Here is an 18,377-nt window from a genome sequence, read left to right as displayed (position 1 = left end):
ATTTCTTAGGCGCGATACTGCTTAATCAATTCAATAAAGTGGTCAAAAAGACCGGCACAGTCGTGCGGGCCCGGGCTCGCTTCGGGGTGCCCCTGGAAGCTGAAGGCCGGACGGTCGGTGCGATGGATACCTTGCAGGGAACCATCGAACAGGGAGACGTGGGTGGCGCGCAGGCAATCCGGCAGGCTGTTCTCGTCTACCGCAAAGCCGTGGTTCTGAGCGGTGATCATGACGGTGTTGTCATCGAGGCTCTTCACCGGATGGTTGGCGCCGTGGTGGCCAAACTTCATCTTGACGGTCTTGGCACCGGAGGCCAGACCCAGCAGCTGGTGACCCAGACAGATGCCGAACACCGGCGTGTTGGTATTAAGGAAAGCCTTGATGGCCTCGATGGCGTAGTCGCACGGCTCGGGGTCGCCGGGGCCGTTGGAGAGGAAGATGCCATCCGGGTTCATCGCCAGTACCTCGGCGGCCGGGGTCTTGGCCGGTACCACGGTCAGGCGGCAGCCACGGTCAACCAGCATCCGTAGAATGTTGCGCTTGACGCCGAAGTCGTAAGCCACCACATGGTATTTCAGCTGGTCGGCATCCGGGGTGACGTGACCCTTGCCAAGCTGCCAGCTCCCTTCGGTCCAGTTGTACGCCTCACCAACCGTCACCTCTTTGGCCAGATCCATCCCCTTCAGACCAGGGAAGGCGCGGGCCTGTTCGAGAGCATAGGCTTCATCGACCTGTTTCCCGGCCAGAATGCAGCCAGCCTGAGCGCCTTTCTCGCGCAGGATGCGGGTCAGTTTACGGGTGTCGATGTCGGCGATGCCAACGATGTTGTGAGACTTGAGGTATTCGGAGAGGGATTGCTGATTGCGGAAATTGGAGGCAAGTATCGGAAGGTCCCGGATGATCAATCCCTGAGCATGGATCTGACTGGACTCTTCATCTTCGCTGTTGGTGCCGGTGTTGCCTATATGGGGGTAAGTGAGGGTGACTATCTGACGGGAATAAGAGGGATCGGTGAGGATTTCCTGATAGCCCGTCATCGACGTATTGAAAACCACTTCACCAACGGAACATCCCTCGGCGCCTATCGACACGCCTTTGAATACAGTTCCATCTTCCAGCACTAGCAATGCAGTGTGATTCAAGACAACCTCCAGTTATTTAGCTTTAAATTCAGCAATTTACCTGGGTGTTGCGGGCTCGGTTCCGGTCTTGGACAGGACTCGAACCCGGCAGATTTCTGGCAAATTGGGCGCATTCTACTTAAAAAAAGTGGCATTTCAACGTCTTTTCTCAGATGAAATGCATCTAAATTCAATAAAAAAGCAACATTACCCATTATCTATGCACTTAATCGCTTTGCAACCCCCTCCCATGAAAGAAAATGAAAAACCACCACCAAAAGATGACACCAAGCCAGCAATAGCGACAAAAACAAACAAAAAAACTAATTAAAACAATGGCATTTATTTTTACACAAAAAACATTAATGACAAATTTAACGCTTTTAAGATGACAAAAGTGAACATGAAAAATGGAAAACGTTTTTCTGCGTTTGAATTTTTAGTCTTTTCCGATCGGTGTAAAAAAATGGCTTTATCAGCCATAAAGATGCTCAAATCTGTTACCTGGTGATGACATTCAGGAAGGGAAAATCTGGTGGATAACGCAATAGTGTGATTTATAAGGCATTCAGATAAAAATTGCCGATAGCGTGTCTTTTTACACAAACTCTGGCTGACTGACAGCAAAAACCCCGGCAAGCCGGGGTTTTTCACTGGGGTAGCAGTAGTACGAAAGTGCCGCTCAGAGGCATCACTTGAGATTGAGCACATCCTGCATGTCATAAAGACCGGCACCCTGCTGACCAAGCCACTTGCCCGCCCGCACAGCACCGTTGGCGAAGGTCAGGCGGCTGGAGGCCTTGTGGCTGATCTCCACCCGCTCGCCGATATCGGCAAACATGACGGTGTGCTCCCCCACCAGATCGCCGGCGCGAATGGTGGCAAAGCCGATAGTGTTGCGATCCCGCTCGCCAGTGATCCCCTCGCGACCATAGACGGCGCACTCCTTGAGATCCCGGCCCAGCGTTTTGGCGACCACTTCCCCCATGGAGAGCGCAGTACCGGATGGCGCATCCACCTTGTGGCGATGGTGGCCCTCGATGATCTCGATGTCGGTGTAATCCCCCATCACCTTGGCGGCCTGCTCCAGCAGCTTGAACACCAGGTTGACCCCGACCGAGTAGTTGGAGGCGAACACGATACCGATCTGCTTGCCCGCCTCTTTCAGGGCGGCCTTGCCTGCATCGTCAAAACCGGTGGTGCCGATCACCATCTGCTTGTGGTGGGCCAGCGCAAAAGCAAGATTGGCCAGGGTCACCTCCGGACGAGTGAAGTCGATGATGAGATCAAACTCGTCACGCACCTTGTCCAGACTGTCGCTGATGGCCACACCGAGATGGCCCAGCCCATTGAGCTCACCGGCATCGAGACCGATCACCGCCGAGCCCGGCCGCTCCAGCGCAGCACCAACCACCACGCCATCGGTGTTGGTGATGGCCTCCAGCAGCACCTTGCCCATACGACCATTACAGCCCATCACGGCCACACGGATCGGATTGTCCATCTCCACCCTCTCATCTCTTTTAATTATGGAAAGAGACCGTTTTACCAGCCCGCGCCGGGTTTGAAAAGCCATGATGCCACCACTCCTTGCTGCACTCGCCAACGGCAGCGCCCGCTGGCTGGCCAAGAACTTCCTTTTGGTTTTTGGTCACAGGCCGTTTTTCATCGTCTCATTCCATCATTTGGCAGACCGGGTGCCATCTGATAGGTTCGAACGAGTGAAATGCCAGCATAAGCAAAATCAGGGCAACGCCCGTGTCGATATCAAACGAGGTGCAAGGATGAGCGCAGGATTGCTGTTTGCTGTGGGGTTGATATCACTGACCCTAGTCATACTGGCCGCGGCTCTGCTGTTTGGCGGGCCGAGCTCGGCACCGGCGATGGCCAGCATCAACGACCCTTTCAAGGGAAGTGACTGGAGCAACATGCCACCCCTCTCAAGATACCCGGCGCGTGACGGCACGCAGCTGGCCTATCGGCACTATGGCGCAGAGGGCAATACAAAGAACAACAAGGTCAAGGGCAGCGTGGTACTGGTTCACGGCTCTTCTGCCAGCAGTCAGAGCATGCACAAGATGGCGAGCGCCTTTTCGCAAGCGGGATATGACGCCTACGCCCTCGATATTCGCGGCCATGGCGCATCGGGCGACAAAGGCACCATTGCCTACATAGGCCAACTGGAAGACGATCTGGAAGATTTCATCAAGTCGGTAGCCCCCGGCAAGCCTGCAACACTCGTCGGCTTCTCGTCAGGGGGTGGCTTTGTGCTGCGTGTTGCTGGCAGCACGCGACAAACTCTGTTCGAGAGCTATCTGCTGCTCTCCCCCTATCTTGGCCCCACCGCCGCCAACTACAGGCCCAACAGCGGTGGCTGGGTGCGTGTCGGCTTGCCTCGCCTCATCGCCCTGAGCATCCTCAACGGTTTCCATATTTCCGCACTCAACCATCTGACCGTGCTGAACTTTGCCCTTAATGATGAGGCGAAATCCCTGCTGACCCCCTCCTACTCCTTCAACCTTGCCTCGAACTTTCAGCCGGAGCGTGACTACCAGCAGAACATGCGCAATGTGCAACGCCCCTGCGCCGTGATCGCGGGTGCAAATGACGAAGCCTTCCAAACAGATCAACTTGAACCTGAGTTAAGACGTCTCGGAATCTCCTGGCCTGTCACCCTGCTGCCCGGAATTGGCCACATTCCGCTGACGCTGGAACAGTACGCCATCACAACAGCCGTTCAGGCGGTGGAGAAACTGACACAGTAACCACACAGCCCAGGTCTTGTGTCCACGCGTTCTGGAAATATCCGTACCATGCTCACGTAGAGATAGAGAGAGGTGCGGCTGACGTTTGGCTGCGGGAGAGAGCCCAAGATGGCATGCAGAGATCTTATCGTTTACCTCTTTCCTTATTAAAGGCACGCGATACCCCCAGATACCCGCTGACTGCGCCAGAACGGCAATGAACAATAAACAGCACTAACTGCTTTTTCCGAATATTCTTTGGACATCTCAATAACACCAGAATCATCAAACAAAAACACCTATCCATCTGGACGTCTATCTTGACCAAGCGAGGTTGACTCACTACTGTGGGCACCCCAATGCGGCAGGATGCCCGCCCTGTTTTCCCCCTATCCCTATCCGATACAGGTACAAAGCAGTTTATGACAGGAGGTCATTGTTCAATTTCAGAGGAACACATGATCCAGATCCAACCCAGTGCCAGGGCCTTGCTGCCACTTCTGGTTTTTCTCGCACTCTTTATCGGTACCGGTACCTGGCTGACCCTGCAGGGGGTCGAGTTCGCCTTCTATCAACTACCCGCTCCGGTTGCAGCCTTGCCTGCGGTGATGCTCGCCCTGCTGCTTGGCAAAGAGAGCTTCAACAGCAATCTGGAGACCTTCTTCAAGGGGGTCGGCCACAGCAATATCATGGCGATGTGCCTTATCTATCTGCTGGCGGGCGCCTTTGCCAGCGTGGCCAAGGCCACCGGCGGCGTTGATGCCACCGTGGCGCTGGGTCTCTCCCTCATTCCCGGCTGGGCGCTGTTGCCCGGACTGTTCCTCATCTCTGCCTTTATTGCTACCGCCATGGGCACCTCCATGGGCACCATAGGTGCCGTGGCGCCGGTCGCGCTGGGCGTGGCGCAGGCGGCCGGTATCGATCCGGTGCTGATGGCAGGTACCATTCTCTCCGGCGCCATGTTTGGCGATAACCTCTCCATCATCTCCGACACCACCATTGCGGCCACCCGCAGCCAGGGGTGCGAGATGAAGGACAAGTTCCGCGAAAACTTCAAGATTGCGGCCCCAGCTGCCATCGCGGTGATCCTGCTCTATCTGACCCTGGGCTCAGTGGGTGAATCCCCTGCCAGCGGCAGCGCCATCGAGTTGTTCAAGGTGATGCCTTATCTGCTGATCCTGGGGCTGGCGCTCGCCGGAGTGAATGTGTTTGTGGTGCTGGGGATCGGCATTCTGGCCGCCGGAGTGGTGGGCATGATCAACGGCTACGCCATCGGTCAGTTCAGCAAGGATATCTATCAGGGCTTTACCGGCATGCAGGAGATCTTCCTGCTCTCCATGCTGATCGGCGGCCTCGGCGCCCTGATGGAGCGTCAGGGTGGTCTGGCCTGGATCAGTGAGCGCATCAGCGCCCTGATTGCCCGTTTCACTCGCGAGCACAATGGTGAACAGAACGAGAAAGCTGCCGAGCTCGGCATCGCCGGGGTAGTGAGCCTCACCAACCTCTGCACTGCCAACAATACCGTCGCCATTATCGTTGCGAGCAAGGTGGCCCGGGATCTGGCCGAACACCACGGTGTCACCCCGCGCCGCGCCGCCTCCATGCTTGATATTTTCTCCTGCGTGGTACAGGGTCTGATCCCCTGGGGCGCACAGGCGCTGCTGCTGGGATCCATCTTCGCCCTGTCGCCGTTGGCGGTAGTAAGCATGAGTTTCTACCCGATGGCACTCGCGGTAGCGGCACTCATTGCAGTGTTTGTGAAGCACCAGATGCGCGGCAAGGCTGAGAAGTAACTGACCAGACGCTGGCGCACCGACATGCCATCAACAGGAGCCACACCCTGGCCCTTGTTGACTCACTATCGGATCCGCCAGCATTTATCCCACCGTTCCGGGCATCGCCGTCCGGAACGGGGTTTCCCTGCCCCCCTTAACGTCAAGAGTGAATGTGCTAAGGTAGAGCGCGTTCAAGCCATCGATGCGCAGCTATACCAGAGGTTCCCCATGCATGAGTCCCAACCCGAACGTCAATCCCTGCGCCAACTGGTTCGTCAACGCCGCAAAAATCTGAGTCCGGCCGAGCAGCAGGCGGCGGCCCAACAGCTGCTGGCCCAGTTCAAGCAACACCCCGAGATCCTCGCCGCCAAACGCATTGCCCTCTATCTGGCCAATGATGGGGAGATCAACCCCTTGCCCACCATCCATTGGCTGTGGGCCCAGCACAAAGAGGTCTACCTGCCGGTGCTCCACCCCTTTACCCCGGGTCACCTGCTCTTTTTGCGCTATACCGCCACCAGCCCCATGGTGCGCAACCGCTACGGCATCGAAGAGCCCGAGCTGGATATCCTGCAGGTGGTGCCCCATAGCACGCTCGATCTTATCTGCACCCCGCTGGTTGCCTTCGATGCCCAGGGTAATCGCCTTGGCATGGGGGGCGGCTACTACGATCGCACTCTCGCCATCTGGCATGAGCACAAACTGGGCCCCAAGCCACTCGGCATTGCCCACGACTGCCAGCAGGTGGATGCCGTCCCGCAAGAGGAGTGGGATGTGCCGCTGCCCCAGATCATCACCCCGAGCCACTGCTGGCGCTTTGAATAAGCTGTTTTTGGCAGGCAGCCCCTGCTTTGTGCGCGCAAACGCAGAATAAACAAGCAAACGATTTACAAAGTCCCTCTTTTTGCCCCGGAACGTGAGCAACAAGGTCGCGACGGGGTACCGGGTTGGATATAATGCGCCCGCTTTTTTCTTAAGGAACGATCATGACTCAAGATGAAATGAAGAAGGCGGCCGGTTGGGCTGCGCTCAAGTATGTGGTTCCCGGCACCATCGTCGGGGTGGGCACCGGCTCTACCGTCAACCACTTTATCGACGCGCTGGCGACCATGAAGGACGAGATCAAAGGGGCGGTATCCAGCTCCGTGGCCTCTACCGAGCGCCTCAAGGGCTTCGGCATCACCGTATATGATCTCAACGAAATCGACGCCCTCTCCGTCTATGTGGATGGCGCCGACGAGATCAACGCAACCCGCGACATGATCAAGGGCGGTGGCGCAGCCCTGACCCGCGAGAAGATCGTTGCCGCCGTAGCTGACAAGTTCATCTGCATCATCGACAACACCAAGACCGTCGACGTGCTGGGCCAGTTCCCGCTGCCGGTGGAAGTGATCCCGATGGCCCGCGAATACGTGGCCCGCGAAATTCGCAAACTGGGTGGCAACCCGGTGTGGCGTGAAGGCGTGGTCACCGACAACGGCAACCACATTCTGGATGTAAAAGGCATGGCCATTACCGACGCCAAGGCGCTGGAAGTGCGACTGAACGCCATTGTTGGCGTGGTCACCAACGGCCTGTTCGCCGCCCGCGGCGCAGACGTGGTCCTGATCGGTACGCCGGACGGCGTGATTACCCAGTAATCCCGACACCGGCAGCACAGTGCAGCGGCATCCTCCCTCGCCCGCCAACGCCATTGTGCCAGCCCTGACACAGCAGCGGCGTTGATTGAGCCCCGGGATGGGATATGACCCAAACATTGCACTGTGAATAAATGACGGCGCCTGATGGCGCCGTTTTTATTTATCCCTCAACAAGTTGCATACGGATGTTTACAACATTCGTTGATAACTTCAAAGAATTTGACTTTCGTCACAAATATTCCCTCTCCCAAACGTTTTTGCTACTTTACGGTTTTCTTCGCACACCAAATCTGCACTTACGTTTGCACATACAGAGGGATCGTCATGACTGCCAAGTTTTCGTTGGACAAGGATAAAATCAAGGTTCTGCTGCTGGAGGGGGTTCACCCCAACACCGTAGAGACCTTTCGTGCCGCAGGTTATACCAGTGTGGAGTATCTCAAGACCTCGCTCTCCGAAGAGGAGCTGATCGAGCAGATCCGCGACGTCCATTTCATCGGGCTGCGCTCCCGCACCCAGATCACCGAGAAAGTCCTCGATGCCGCCAACAAGCTGGTCGCCATCGGCTGCTTCTGCATCGGTACCAACCAGGTCGAGCTGGAAGCGGCCCAGATCCGCGGTATTCCGGTCTTCAACGCCCCCTTCTCCAACACCCGCTCGGTCGCCGAGCTGGTTCTGGGTGAGATCCTGCTGCTGCTGCGCGGCATCCCCGAGAAGAACGCCAAGTGCCATCGCGGCGTGTGGGAAAAACTGGCCAACCGCTCGGTGGAAGCGCGCGGCAAGAAGCTCGGCATCATCGGCTACGGCCACATCGGTACCCAGCTTGGCATCATCGCCGAAAGCATCGGCATGAAGGTTTATTACTACGATATCGAGAACAAGCTCTCGCTGGGCAACGCCATCCAGGTGCCGAGCATGGTCGAGCTGCTGAATATGTCTGACGTCATCAGCCTGCACGTACCGGAGACCGCCTCCACCAAGAACATGATCGGAGCCGAGCAACTGCGGATGATGAAACCGGGCGCCATCTTCATCAACGCCGCCCGCGGTACCGTGGTGGATATCGACGCCCTGGCTGACGTCATCAAGAGCGGCCATATCGCCGGCGCCGCCATCGACGTCTTCCCGGTCGAGCCCAAGTCCAATGACGAGGAGTTCCAAAGCCCGCTGCGTGGGCTGGAGAACGTGATCCTGACTCCGCACATCGGTGGCACCACCCATGAAGCGCAGGAGAACATCGGGCTGGAAGTGGCCAACAAGCTGGTCAAATACTCCGACAACGGCTCCACCCTCTCCGCCGTCAACTTCCCGGAAGTGTCGCTGCCGGGCCATAAGGGCTCCAGCCGCCTGCTGCACATTCACCGCAACCAGCCGGGCGTGATGAACCAGATCAACCAGATCTTCGCCGAAGAGGGGATCAACATCGCCGGTCAATACCTGCAGACCAGCAGCCATATAGGTTACGTGGTGATCGACGTGGAGACCGAGCACAGCGAGAAAGCGCTCGCCAAGCTCAAGGAGATCAACGGCACCATCCGTGCCCGCATCCTCCACTGATAGACCCTTATCTGCGCAGCAAAAAGCCCGTCGTGATGACGGGCTTTTTTACGTTGTGGAGCCTGATAGCTGCGTGATGGCTTACCACCATCCCAACAGGTTGCGGCCCACCAGCGCACCCCACACTAGGGCGTTCAGGGCCAACGCGATAAAGACGGCGGCAGAGCCCAAATCCTTGGCACGACCGGAGAGCTCATGATGCTCGGAGCCAACCCTGTCTACCACAGCTTCAATGGCAGAGTTGAGGATCTCGACAATTACCACCAGCCAGCTGATGACGATAAGCAGCAGGATCTGGTTGAGAGAATCCCCCAGCCAGAAGGCCAGCGGCATCAGCAACAGGATCAGCATCAGCTCCTGCCGAAACGCCGCCTCGTTAATCCAGGCTGACTTGAGCCCCTTCATGCTGTAACCGGTTGCGTTGATGATGCGGGTGACCCCGGTTGCCCCTGGCTTTGCCACGCTAACTACCTCATTTGGAATCGATTTTGGCCTCACATCCTATCAGAGCCCCCCAAGGTTTCAATCAGGGGACTTTTGCTTTATTTTATCTCTTTGCTTTTTCGCCCCTTGCGGCTGACACCACCCACTCGAGACTTGAGTTGTATGTCCATTCACACAGATGAATTGCGCACCCGTCGCCTGGAGTCACTGATCACTCCGAGCGAGCTTGCACACGCGTTTCCGATCACCGATACCATTGCCCAGAATCTGCTGGATGCCCGTCGCGAAGTGGAAGCCATTCTGGCCGGAGACGATCAGCGCCTGCTGGTCATTGTCGGCCCCTGCTCTATCCATGATCCCGCTGCTGCTCGCGAGTATGCCCAGCGCCTCAACGCCCTGCGCGAGCAGTATAAAGAGAGCCTCTGCATCGTGATGCGCACCTATTTCGAGAAACCACGCACCATCGTCGGCTGGAAGGGACTGATCAACGATCCGCGCCTCGATGGCAGCTTCGATGTCAACGAAGGGCTGAAACTGGCGCGCAAACTGCTGGTCGACATCAACGAGATCGGCATGCCCACCGCCACCGAATTCCTCGATATGGTGACCGGCCAGTATATTGCCGACCTCATCACCTGGGGCGCCATCGGCGCACGCACCACCGAATCCCAGGTACACCGCGAGATGGCTTCGGCCCTCTCCTGCCCGGTTGGCTTCAAGAACGGCACCGACGGCAATACCCGCATCGCCATCGATGCGGTGCGCGCCGCCCGTCACAGCCACATCTTCTATTCGCCGGACAAGGACGGCAAGATGACCATCTACCGCACCGCCGGTAACCCCTTTGGTCATGTGATCCTGCGTGGCGGCCACCGACCCAACTACGACACCGCCAGTGTCGATGAAGCGTGCGAGGCGCTGGCCGATGTGGGCCTGCCGGAGCGGCTGGTGGTCGATTTCAGCCACGGCAACAGCATGAAGGATCACCGTCGCCAGCTGCTGGTCGCGCAAGATATCTGCGATCAGCTGCGCCGCGGCCGCACCGGCATCGCCGGTATCATGGCCGAGAGCTTCCTGGTGGAAGGGCGTCAGGATGTGGAGAACGGCTGCGCCGCCACCTTTGGCCAGAGCATCACCGATGCCTGCCTGTCATGGAGCGACACCGAAACCCTGCTGGCGATGCTGGCAGAGGCTGCGCAGGTGCGCCTTGCCAAGCGGCAAGCCTGAGCCCCGATGACAAATATCGGCTGGCAGATAGTCCCCCTCGATGAGACGCTGCTGGCGCAGTGGGCAACCCTGCGCCAGCAGCTGTGGCCGCATCACGCACTTTCGGCCCACCTGCAGGAAGGGGTTGAGATGTTGGCCAATGCACATCTCAACGCCTTTCTGGCGCTGGATGAGCAGAGTCAGGCGGTAGGCTTTGCCGATGCAGCCCTGCGCCACGATTACGTGAATGGCTGCAACAGCAGCCCTGTGATGTATCTGGAAGGGGTCTATGTGCAACCGGCCTCGCGCCAGCGTGGGGTGGCCCAAGCCTTGATCGCTCAGGTGGCGCAGTGGGGCCGCGAGCTGGGTTGCCGGGAACTGGCCTCCGATGCCGCCATCGACAATCTTGCCTCGCAGCAGATGCACCAGCGACTCGGCTTTGCCGAAACGGAGCGAGTCGATTCTTCAAAAAGGCCCTCGGCTGACGCCAAGGGCCTTTCTTGTTTCTCACAAACTGGGCATAAACCAGACCCGACCCGCCGCTTCGATGCGGTCGGTGCGGATCTGGAATACCTGCGCCAGCAGCGCCTCATCCACCAGCTCTACACCCCCTTCGCGCACCACCGCGCCCCCTTGCAGGCAGAGAATGCGGTCGGCCCAGTCGATGGCCAGATTGATATCGTGGATGGCGAGCACCACCAGCAAGCCCTGCCCGGCCAGGGTTTTCAGCAACCGCAATAGCGCCAGCTGGTGATGCAGGTCGAGCCCCGCCAGCGGCTCGTCCAGCAGCAGCACCTTGCCGGTCGGATTGAGGCTCGGCCACACCTGCAGCAAGGTGCGGGCAATCAGCACTCGCTGCTGCTCGCCCCCCGACAACCGGCTGAAGTCACGAGCCAGCAAAGCTTCCAGCTCCAATGCCTCGCACAATGCATTTATCGCCTCGTTCTGTCTGGCAGGTGCAACCATCTCATCGAGCCCCAGGCTCAACACCTGAAACACCGGAATATGAAACAGCTGGGGCTGACGCTGGGGCAGCATGGCGCGCCGTTTGGCAAGCTCGGGCCAAGTCATGTCAGTAAGCACTCCCCCCCCCAGCAACACTGTGCCATCGGCGGGTAAAATCCCCGCCAGCGCCCCGAGCAGGGTCGACTTGCCACTGCCATTGGGGCCAAGCAGCGCCACCAGCTGGCCGCCATGCCAGCGGATATCCAGGGGAGAGAGCCGTCCGGCAATGGCGAGTGCGCGCGCCTCCAGCAGCGGCGCAGTAGCACCAGAAGAAACCGGCATGGGATCAGCGGGCGACATCGGCATCTTGCCTCAACAACGGGTAAATAAGCTGACTGCGCGCCCCGACCAAATCATGCAGAACCATCAGCAGTTTGCCTCAATAGCAGATAGATAAAGAGCGGCGCCCCCACCGAGGCGGTGATGACCCCGATAGGCAACTCCCCCGCGCTCAGGGTGGATCGAGCAACCAGATCGGCTGCCAGCAGCAGGGCCCCGCCACCGAGCGCCGACGCAGGCAGCAGGAAACGCTGATCGCTACCGCCACAGAGCCGCAGCAGATGGGGCACCACCAGCCCGACAAAACCGATCACCCCGCACAGGGATACCGCCACCCCGGTCAGCAGACAGACCGCCAGCACCAGCCGTACTCGCATCCTGTCGACATCCATCCCCATCAGGCGGGCCTGGGTCTCCCCCAGCAGCAACTGTTGCAGCGCCTTGCCCTGCCAGCAGAGCCAGCCCAGGGTGAGCGGCAGCACCAGCCACCACCAGCCGAACTGCTGGCTGCCGTAAGAGAGGCTGCCCATCATCCAGAACATGAATTCACGCAAGGAGCCGTCGTCGGCAAAGTACATCAGCCAGGTCATGGCGGCATTGGTGAGAATACCGATAGCCACCCCAAACAGTAGCAAGCGGGCATGGCCGAGACGCGCCCGGCGAGCCAGCCGAATGAGCAGCATGGTCACCAGCAGGGCGCCACCGAAGGCCGCCAGTGACAGCCCCCAGCCGGGCAGATAGACACCGAGGGATTTGGCTACCGCCATCGCTACCATGGCAGCCAGTCCTGCCCCGCTTGAGACACCAAGCAGCCCGGGCTCCGCCACCGGGTTGTGCAGCATCACCTGCAGCACGGCACCGCCACAGGCAAGCGCTGCACCAGCCAAGAGGGCCAGCAAGGCGCGCGGCAGACGCAGCTCCAGCAGGATGCGCTGTTCGAGATCGCCAAGGGGCTGCCAGGGCAGCAGCACAAACTCGCCCCAGACGAGGGATAAGAGAAACAGCAGCAGGGTCAGCAGCGTCAGGCCACAGAGCCAGCGCCGCTGCCAGCGCTGCTGGCGGGCGATAAGGGAGAGGTACAAGGAGGATCCCCGAATAACAAGGCTTCCCCCCGGCCCTGTCGCAGCGCCGGGGGAGAAGCAGGAAAAAGGCATGATAACAGTGGCTTGCCACCCAAGGTCAAGGCTGGTAACGCTTGGCCATCACGCTTATCTCGCCGCTGGCCACCAGATTTTGCAGCGCCACCAGCAAGGGCTGGCGCAGCGACTGGTGAGGTGAGTGCTTGCTCATCCCCAGATAGAGGGTCACCGGCGTGGCGGGGCGGTAGTCCGCCTTGCCTATCCGGCTGGCATTTCCCTGACTCAGGGCATAGTCCACCTGACAGTCGGTGCCAATCATCAGCGGCAGGTGACCGCGCTGCACCATGCGCAGCAGCTGATCTTCGGTGGGTACTCCGTGCTTGTCGAGGCGGCTGTCACTGTTGAAGGGCTCAAAGTAGGCGGAGTTGAGCACATAGCCCACCTTCACCCCCTGCAGATCGCGGTATTGGTGGATCCGGGCCACATTGACCGGCTGACCATAAAACGCGTGCCAGCACTGGTAGTAGGCAGGGTGCAGATAGTCGATAAACTGCGCCCGCTCGGCGGTATAGGCGAGGCCAATCATCAGATCGACCTGACCGGTCTGCATCTGCTTGAGCGCCCTGCCCCACGGCATCCGCCGTACCTGCAACTCAATGCCGCTCGCCTGTTGCAACCGGCGCAGGATGTCCATGTCGAGCCCCTGCAACCGGCCATCCGCTTGCAGGATGCGAAATGGCGGCCACAGATCAGTGGCCACCGTCAGCGTCGGGGCCGCACGCACCGGCATGGCAAATAACAGTAACAACACTATCCCGCATAACTTGCCCATCCCGTCGCATACCTCGCACGGCTTATCCTGTTGGTTAAAAATACCCTCCCGCACCACGTATGAAAACCCGTGGTTCAGGGATAAAATGCGCCGGATTTTCAAGGAGAACCCTATGAACCCGATTTTCACCAGTATCGGTCTGCTGCTCTGCAGCAACGTCTTTATGACCTTCGCCTGGTACGCTCACCTCAAGAGCATGAACCATAAACCCTGGATCATTGCCGCCCTGGTGAGCTGGGGTATCGCCCTGTTCGAATACCTGCTGCAAGTGCCCGCCAACCGGATCGGCCATACGGTGATGAGCGTGGGCCAACTTAAAATCCTGCAAGAAGTGATCACACTCACCGTATTCGTCCCCTTCTCTATCTTCTATCTCAAAGAAGATCTGAAATGGGACTATCTCTGGGCAGGGCTCTGCATTCTCGGTGCGGTCTTTTTTGTCTTTCGCGAGAAACTGACCGGCGCCTGAGACTGTACACTCAATATCATCCCGCTCATGGCATCTCATTGATCGACGAGGCAAAAAAATGGAATTGCGAGACATGTTACAGATCCTGGCCAAGCAGGATGGCTCAGACCTCTATCTGTCGACCGGCGCGCCCCCCTGCGCCAAATTTAACGGCGGCCTGCGCCCCCTCAACGAAACGCCGCTGGAACCGGGTGAAGTGGCGCGGATCGCCGCCGAGATCATGGATGGCGAGCAGAAGCAGCAGTTCGAGAAGGATCTGGAGATGAACCTCGCCATCTCCCTGCCCCAGATCGGCCGCTTTCGGGTCAACATCTTCAAGCAGCGCAACGAAGTCTCTCTGGTGGCCCGCAACATCAAGACCGAAATCCCCCGCTTTGAAGATCTCAAACTCCCGCCTGTGCTGCTCGACACCATCATGGAGAAACGTGGCCTGGTGCTGTTTGTCGGCGGTACCGGCTCGGGCAAATCCACTTCGCTGGCGGCGCTTATCGACCACCGCAACCGCAACAGCGGCGGCCACATCATCACTATCGAAGATCCGGTGGAGTTCGTTCATCGCCACCGCAAGAGTATCATCAATCAGCGGGAGGTTGGCGTGGATACCCGCAGCTTCCACGCCGCCCTGAAAAACACCCTGCGTCAGGCGCCGGATGTCATTCTTATCGGCGAGATCCGCGATCGCGAGACCATGGAACATGCGCTGGCCTTCTCCGAAACCGGCCACCTTGCCATCTCCACCCTGCACGCCAACAACGCCAACCAGGCGCTGGATCGCATCATCAACTTCTTCCCCGAGGAGCGCCGCCCCCAGCTGCTCAACGATCTGGGCAACAACCTCAAGGCTTTTGTCTCCCAACGGCTGGTGAAAACCACCGATGGCGGCCGCCGGGCCGCAGTGGAGATCATGCTCGGCACCCACACCATCCGCGACATGATCAAGCGCGGCGAATTTGGCGGCCTCAAAGAGGTGATGGAGAAATCCAAGGCCCTCGGCATGGTTACCTTCGACAGTGCCCTGTTCGATCTGGTGGTGGAAGGGGTAATTGAGGAAGAAGAGGCGGTGAAGAACGCCGACTCGGCCAACAACCTGCGCCTCAAGATCAAGCTGTGGAAGGAGAAGGGGCAGATTGCCAGCAGCAGCGATGCCACCGGCTGGAGCCTCGAACCCACCAAGGACGAGAAGGGCGATTTTTTCTAACCAGTTCCTCGAGAACCCCGGGCCCGCCCGGGGTTCTCTTTATCCAGCACAGCTGACCCGACTTATCCCTCAGCTCACGCAGCTCACAGCCAGTCAGCACCAACGGCGAACGCGCTGGCAATATGCCACATACTCGTCGCCGAAACGGGCGCGCAGCAGCCGCTCCTCCGGCATGATCTGAAAGCGGGTCAGCCAGGCAACCAGCACGATTGGCCCAACCCAGACCCAACTTCCACCCAGATAACAGCCCCAGGCGGCCAGCCAGCAAAGCAGCCCCAGATACATGGGATTGCGACTGACACGATAGACGCCACAGGTCACCAGACGACTGGTGTGCTGAGGTTTGGTGGGGCTGACCGTGGTCTGGTGGTGACGAAATCGTTGCAGGGCACCAAAGCCCATGATGGTCCCCGCCACGACCAGCACAGCCATCAGCGTCATTGCCCAGATGCCGGGCTGGCTCTCCCCTCTTAGCCACCACATGGCCCCTGCACAGAGCAGGAAGATCAGCGGTGGTGGCAAACGTAACTCAAGATTGACCATTTTATTCCCCTGACGAGTGTCGGCCGAACCCGTGTTGCGGTAGACTCCCAACCAGTCAGCGCCTGTTGAGAGTGACAAAGATCATAATAATAACAATAAGTTGTGGTTAAACCACCACCAATGTGGCCGACCCCGTCCAAACTATCCAACGCGAACAACAAAAAGGAATCACCATGCACAAGAAAACTCTGCTGGCTACCCTGATCTTCGGCCTGCTCGCGGGCCAAGCCGTTGCGGCTCCCTATCTGCCCCTTGCGACAGATCATCGCAACGGCCAGGAGCAAACCGCCAGCAACGCCTGGTTGGAAGTGGATCTGGGCGCCTTTGAGCACAATATCCAGACCCTCAAGGATCGTCTCGGCGACAAGGGCCCGCAGATCTGCGCCATCATGAAGGCCGACGCTTACGGTCATGGCATCGACCTGCTGGTCCCCTCCGTGGTCAAGGCAAATATCCCCTGCATCGGCATCGCCAGCAACGAAGAGGCGCGCGTCGCCCGCGAGAAGGGCTTTACCGGCCGTCTGATGCGGGTGCGTGCTGCCACCCCGGATGAAGTAGAGCAGGCCCTGCCCTACAAGATGGAGGAGCTGATCGGCAGTCTGGTGAGTGCCCAGGGTATCGCCGAGATCGCCCAGCGCCACCACACCACCATTCCGGTGCATATCGCGCTCAACTCCGCCGGCATGAGCCGCAACGGCATCGACCTGCGTCTGGCCGATGCCAAGCAGGATACGCTGGCTATGCTCAAGCTAAAGGGGATCACCCCGGTCGGCATCATGACCCACTTCCCGGTTGAGGAGAAAGAGGACGTCAAGATGGGACTGGCCCAGTTCAAACTGGACTCCCAGTGGCTGCTGGAAGCGGGTAAGCTGGATCGCAGCAAGATCACCATCCACGCCGCCAACTCCTTCGCCACTCTGGCTGTGCCGGACGCCTACTTCGACATGGTGCGCCCGGGCGGCCTGCTCTACGGCGACTCCATCCCCTCCCACACCGAGTACAAGCGGGTGATGGCATTCAAGACCCAGGTCGCCTCGATCAACCACTATGCCGCGGGCAACACCGTCGGTTATGACCGCACCTTTACCCTCAAGCGTGACTCCTGGCTCGCCAACCTGCCGCTGGGCTACTCCGATGGCTATCGCCGCGCCCTCAGCAACAAAGCCTATGTGCTGATCCAGGGTCAGAAGGTGCCGGTGGTCGGCAAGACCTCCATGAACACCATCATGGTGGATGTGACTGATCTGAAAGGGGTGAAACCCGGCGACGAGGTGGTGCTGTTTGGCCGTCAGGGTGAAGCCGAAGTGAAACAGGCGGATCTGGAGGAGTACAACGGCGCCCTGCTGGCGGACATGTACACCATCTGGGGCTACACCAACCCCAAGAAGATCAAACGCTGATCACGCGATATGAAAAAGGGCTCCCGCGGGAGCCCTTGTTGTTTGGTATTAAATGATGTTGCGTTTAAGCGGCCTTTTTACGAGTCACAAACAGACTCAGCCCCATGGATGCCAGTAGGATCAACGCGACTACGCCCAGTGCTATGCCGGTCGGGATCTTGAAGATATCCAGCAGCAGCATCTTGACCCCGATAAACATCAGGATCAGTGCCAGACCGTACTTGAGCAAGGCGAAGCGATCCGCCACACCGGCCAGCAGGAAGTACATGGCACGCAGACCCATGATGGCGAAGATGTTGGAGGTCAGCACGATGAAGGGATCCGTGGTCACCGCGAAGATGGCCGGGATACTGTCCACCGCGAAGATGAGGTCGCTCACCTCCACCAGCACCAGGATCAACAGCAGCGGGGTGGCATAGCGCACACCATCGCGCCAGACGAAGAACTTCTCCCCTTCCAGGGTCTCGGTCACCTTGAAACGACGGCGCATCCAGCCCAGCAGCGGATTGTTGGCCAAGTCAGGCTCCTTGTCGGCCGCCCACAGCATCTTGGCACCAGTCAGCAGCAGGAAAGCGCCAAACAGGTAGAGGATCCAGTGGAACTGTTCGATGAGCCAGCTGCCCGCGAACACCATACCGGCCCGCATCACGATGGCACCCAGCACCCCGTAGAGCAGCACCCGGCGTTGCAGCTCGGCCGGAATGGCAAAGTAGCCGAACAGCATCAACCAGACAAAGACGTTGTCTACTGCCAGCGCTTTCTCGATGAGGTAGCCGGTGAGGAACTCCAGTCCCTTCTGGTTGGCAATCTCACGGCCCGCGCTGTGATCGAGCCAGAGCCAGATGGCCAGGTTGAAGAGCAGGGCCACGCTGACCCAGATGAGGGACCAGACACCCGCCTCTTTGAGGGACACCTTGTGTGACTTGCCACCACCGACAAAGCGTATGTCTATCCATAACAGGACCAGCACTATGCTGAAGAAACCGGTCCACATCCACCATTCACCCATGTTCACTTCTCCCAAAAACGACAAAACCCACGACCGAGAGGCGTGGGTTTGCGTTTGGAGCAGATACACCTTGCCT

The 18,377-nt window shown here is 58.8% G+C and carries 17 protein-coding genes and 1 pseudogene; 10 read left to right on the top strand and 8 right to left on the bottom strand.

Annotation, left to right across the window (positions count from 1 at the left end):
* Positions 1-5: 5 nt before the first annotated feature.
* Positions 6-1,142, bottom strand: a complete 1,137-nt coding sequence (gene carA / locus ACTG2G_RS18640; RefSeq protein WP_005337628.1) for a glutamine-hydrolyzing carbamoyl-phosphate synthase small subunit — start codon at positions 1,140-1,142, stop codon at positions 6-8.
* Between the two features lie 670 nt (positions 1,143-1,812).
* Positions 1,813-2,625 (bottom strand): 4-hydroxy-tetrahydrodipicolinate reductase, encoded by an 813-nt coding sequence (gene dapB / locus ACTG2G_RS18635; RefSeq protein WP_005347132.1) that lies wholly within the window; start codon positions 2,623-2,625, stop codon positions 1,813-1,815.
* 280 nt (positions 2,626-2,905) lie between these two features.
* Between dapB and ACTG2G_RS18630 the strand changes: the two genes are divergently transcribed.
* From ACTG2G_RS18630 to serA, 5 genes are all read left to right on the top strand, one after another.
* Entirely contained in the window at positions 2,906-3,886 is a 981-nt protein-coding gene (locus ACTG2G_RS18630) for an alpha/beta hydrolase (RefSeq protein ID WP_439985729.1), read from the top strand.
* Between the two features lie 437 nt (positions 3,887-4,323).
* Positions 4,324-5,658: a Na+/H+ antiporter NhaC family protein gene (locus ACTG2G_RS18625; RefSeq protein ID WP_267517541.1), complete on the top strand. Its 1,335-nt coding sequence runs from the start codon at positions 4,324-4,326 to the stop codon at positions 5,656-5,658.
* 210 nt (positions 5,659-5,868) lie between these two features.
* Positions 5,869-6,465, top strand: a complete 597-nt coding sequence (locus tag ACTG2G_RS18620) for a 5-formyltetrahydrofolate cyclo-ligase (protein ID WP_005337635.1) — start codon at positions 5,869-5,871, stop codon at positions 6,463-6,465.
* Positions 6,466-6,626: 161 nt separating this feature from the next.
* Positions 6,627-7,280, top strand: coding sequence for a ribose-5-phosphate isomerase RpiA (gene rpiA / locus ACTG2G_RS18615; RefSeq protein WP_005353106.1), 654 nt, complete (start codon positions 6,627-6,629; stop codon positions 7,278-7,280).
* 324 nt (positions 7,281-7,604) lie between these two features.
* On the top strand, positions 7,605-8,837 hold the full coding sequence (serA, locus tag ACTG2G_RS18610; protein ID WP_005337639.1) for a phosphoglycerate dehydrogenase: 1,233 nt from the start codon (positions 7,605-7,607) through the stop codon (positions 8,835-8,837).
* Positions 8,838-8,918: 81 nt separating this feature from the next.
* On the opposite strand, the gene ACTG2G_RS18605 is transcribed toward serA, so the two are convergent.
* Entirely contained in the window at positions 8,919-9,299 is a 381-nt protein-coding gene (locus ACTG2G_RS18605) for a diacylglycerol kinase (RefSeq protein ID WP_005337641.1), read from the bottom strand.
* 144 nt (positions 9,300-9,443) lie between these two features.
* On the opposite strand from ACTG2G_RS18605, the gene ACTG2G_RS18600 reads away from it, so the two are divergent.
* Both ACTG2G_RS18600 and aac(6') read left to right on the top strand, forming a co-directional pair.
* Complete coding sequence (locus tag ACTG2G_RS18600) at positions 9,444-10,508, top strand: 3-deoxy-7-phosphoheptulonate synthase (protein ID WP_216953269.1); 1,065 nt, start codon at positions 9,444-9,446, stop codon at positions 10,506-10,508.
* Between the two features lie 6 nt (positions 10,509-10,514).
* Positions 10,515-10,972, top strand: a pseudogene (gene aac(6') / locus ACTG2G_RS18595) (aminoglycoside 6'-N-acetyltransferase).
* A gap of 22 nt (positions 10,973-10,994) precedes the next feature.
* Here the strand turns inward: aac(6') and ACTG2G_RS18590 are convergent.
* The 3 genes from ACTG2G_RS18590 to ACTG2G_RS18580 all read right to left on the bottom strand — a co-directional run bounded on the left by ACTG2G_RS18590 (position 10,995) and on the right by ACTG2G_RS18580 (position 13,682).
* Positions 10,995-11,792, bottom strand: a complete 798-nt coding sequence (locus tag ACTG2G_RS18590; protein ID WP_216954334.1) for an ATP-binding cassette domain-containing protein — start codon at positions 11,790-11,792, stop codon at positions 10,995-10,997.
* A 53-nt stretch (positions 11,793-11,845) separates the two neighbouring features.
* Positions 11,846-12,853 (bottom strand): vitamin B12 ABC transporter permease BtuC, encoded by a 1,008-nt coding sequence (gene btuC / locus ACTG2G_RS18585; RefSeq protein ID WP_429205833.1) that lies wholly within the window; start codon positions 12,851-12,853, stop codon positions 11,846-11,848.
* 97 nt (positions 12,854-12,950) lie between these two features.
* Positions 12,951-13,682, bottom strand: coding sequence for a substrate-binding periplasmic protein (locus tag ACTG2G_RS18580; protein ID WP_429205835.1), 732 nt, complete (start codon positions 13,680-13,682; stop codon positions 12,951-12,953).
* Positions 13,683-13,794: 112 nt separating this feature from the next.
* Here ACTG2G_RS18580 and ACTG2G_RS18575 point away from each other — a divergent pair, with 112 nt between their 5' ends.
* Positions 13,795-14,151 (top strand): DMT family protein, encoded by a 357-nt coding sequence (locus ACTG2G_RS18575; RefSeq protein ID WP_005337656.1) that lies wholly within the window; start codon positions 13,795-13,797, stop codon positions 14,149-14,151.
* Between the two features lie 58 nt (positions 14,152-14,209).
* On the top strand, positions 14,210-15,349 hold the full coding sequence (gene tapW / locus ACTG2G_RS18570; RefSeq protein ID WP_005353124.1) for a type IVa pilus ATPase TapW: 1,140 nt from the start codon (positions 14,210-14,212) through the stop codon (positions 15,347-15,349).
* 93 nt (positions 15,350-15,442) lie between these two features.
* Here tapW and ACTG2G_RS18565 read toward each other — a convergent pair whose 3' ends face one another.
* The gene (locus tag ACTG2G_RS18565) at positions 15,443-15,892 is read right to left on the bottom strand and encodes a methyltransferase family protein (protein WP_429205837.1); all 450 of its coding nucleotides are present in this window, start codon (positions 15,890-15,892) and stop codon (positions 15,443-15,445) included.
* A gap of 173 nt (positions 15,893-16,065) precedes the next feature.
* On the opposite strand from ACTG2G_RS18565, the gene alr reads away from it, so the two are divergent.
* Entirely contained in the window at positions 16,066-17,292 is a 1,227-nt protein-coding gene (gene alr / locus ACTG2G_RS18560; RefSeq protein ID WP_429205839.1) for an alanine racemase, read from the top strand.
* A gap of 64 nt (positions 17,293-17,356) precedes the next feature.
* On the opposite strand, the gene ACTG2G_RS18555 is transcribed toward alr, so the two are convergent.
* A complete protein-coding gene (locus ACTG2G_RS18555) occupies positions 17,357-18,301 on the bottom strand; it encodes a TerC family protein (protein WP_005337664.1) in 945 nt (314 codons plus the stop codon).
* Positions 18,302-18,377: the final 76 nt, after the last annotated feature.

The sequence above is a fragment of the Aeromonas sp. 55A genome (assembly GCF_051919665.1).
Taxonomy (GTDB): domain Bacteria; phylum Pseudomonadota; class Gammaproteobacteria; order Enterobacterales; family Aeromonadaceae; genus Aeromonas; species Aeromonas veronii.
The sequence above is the reverse complement of the archived record's forward strand: the minus strand, read 5'-3'. Positions and strand labels throughout refer to the sequence as shown.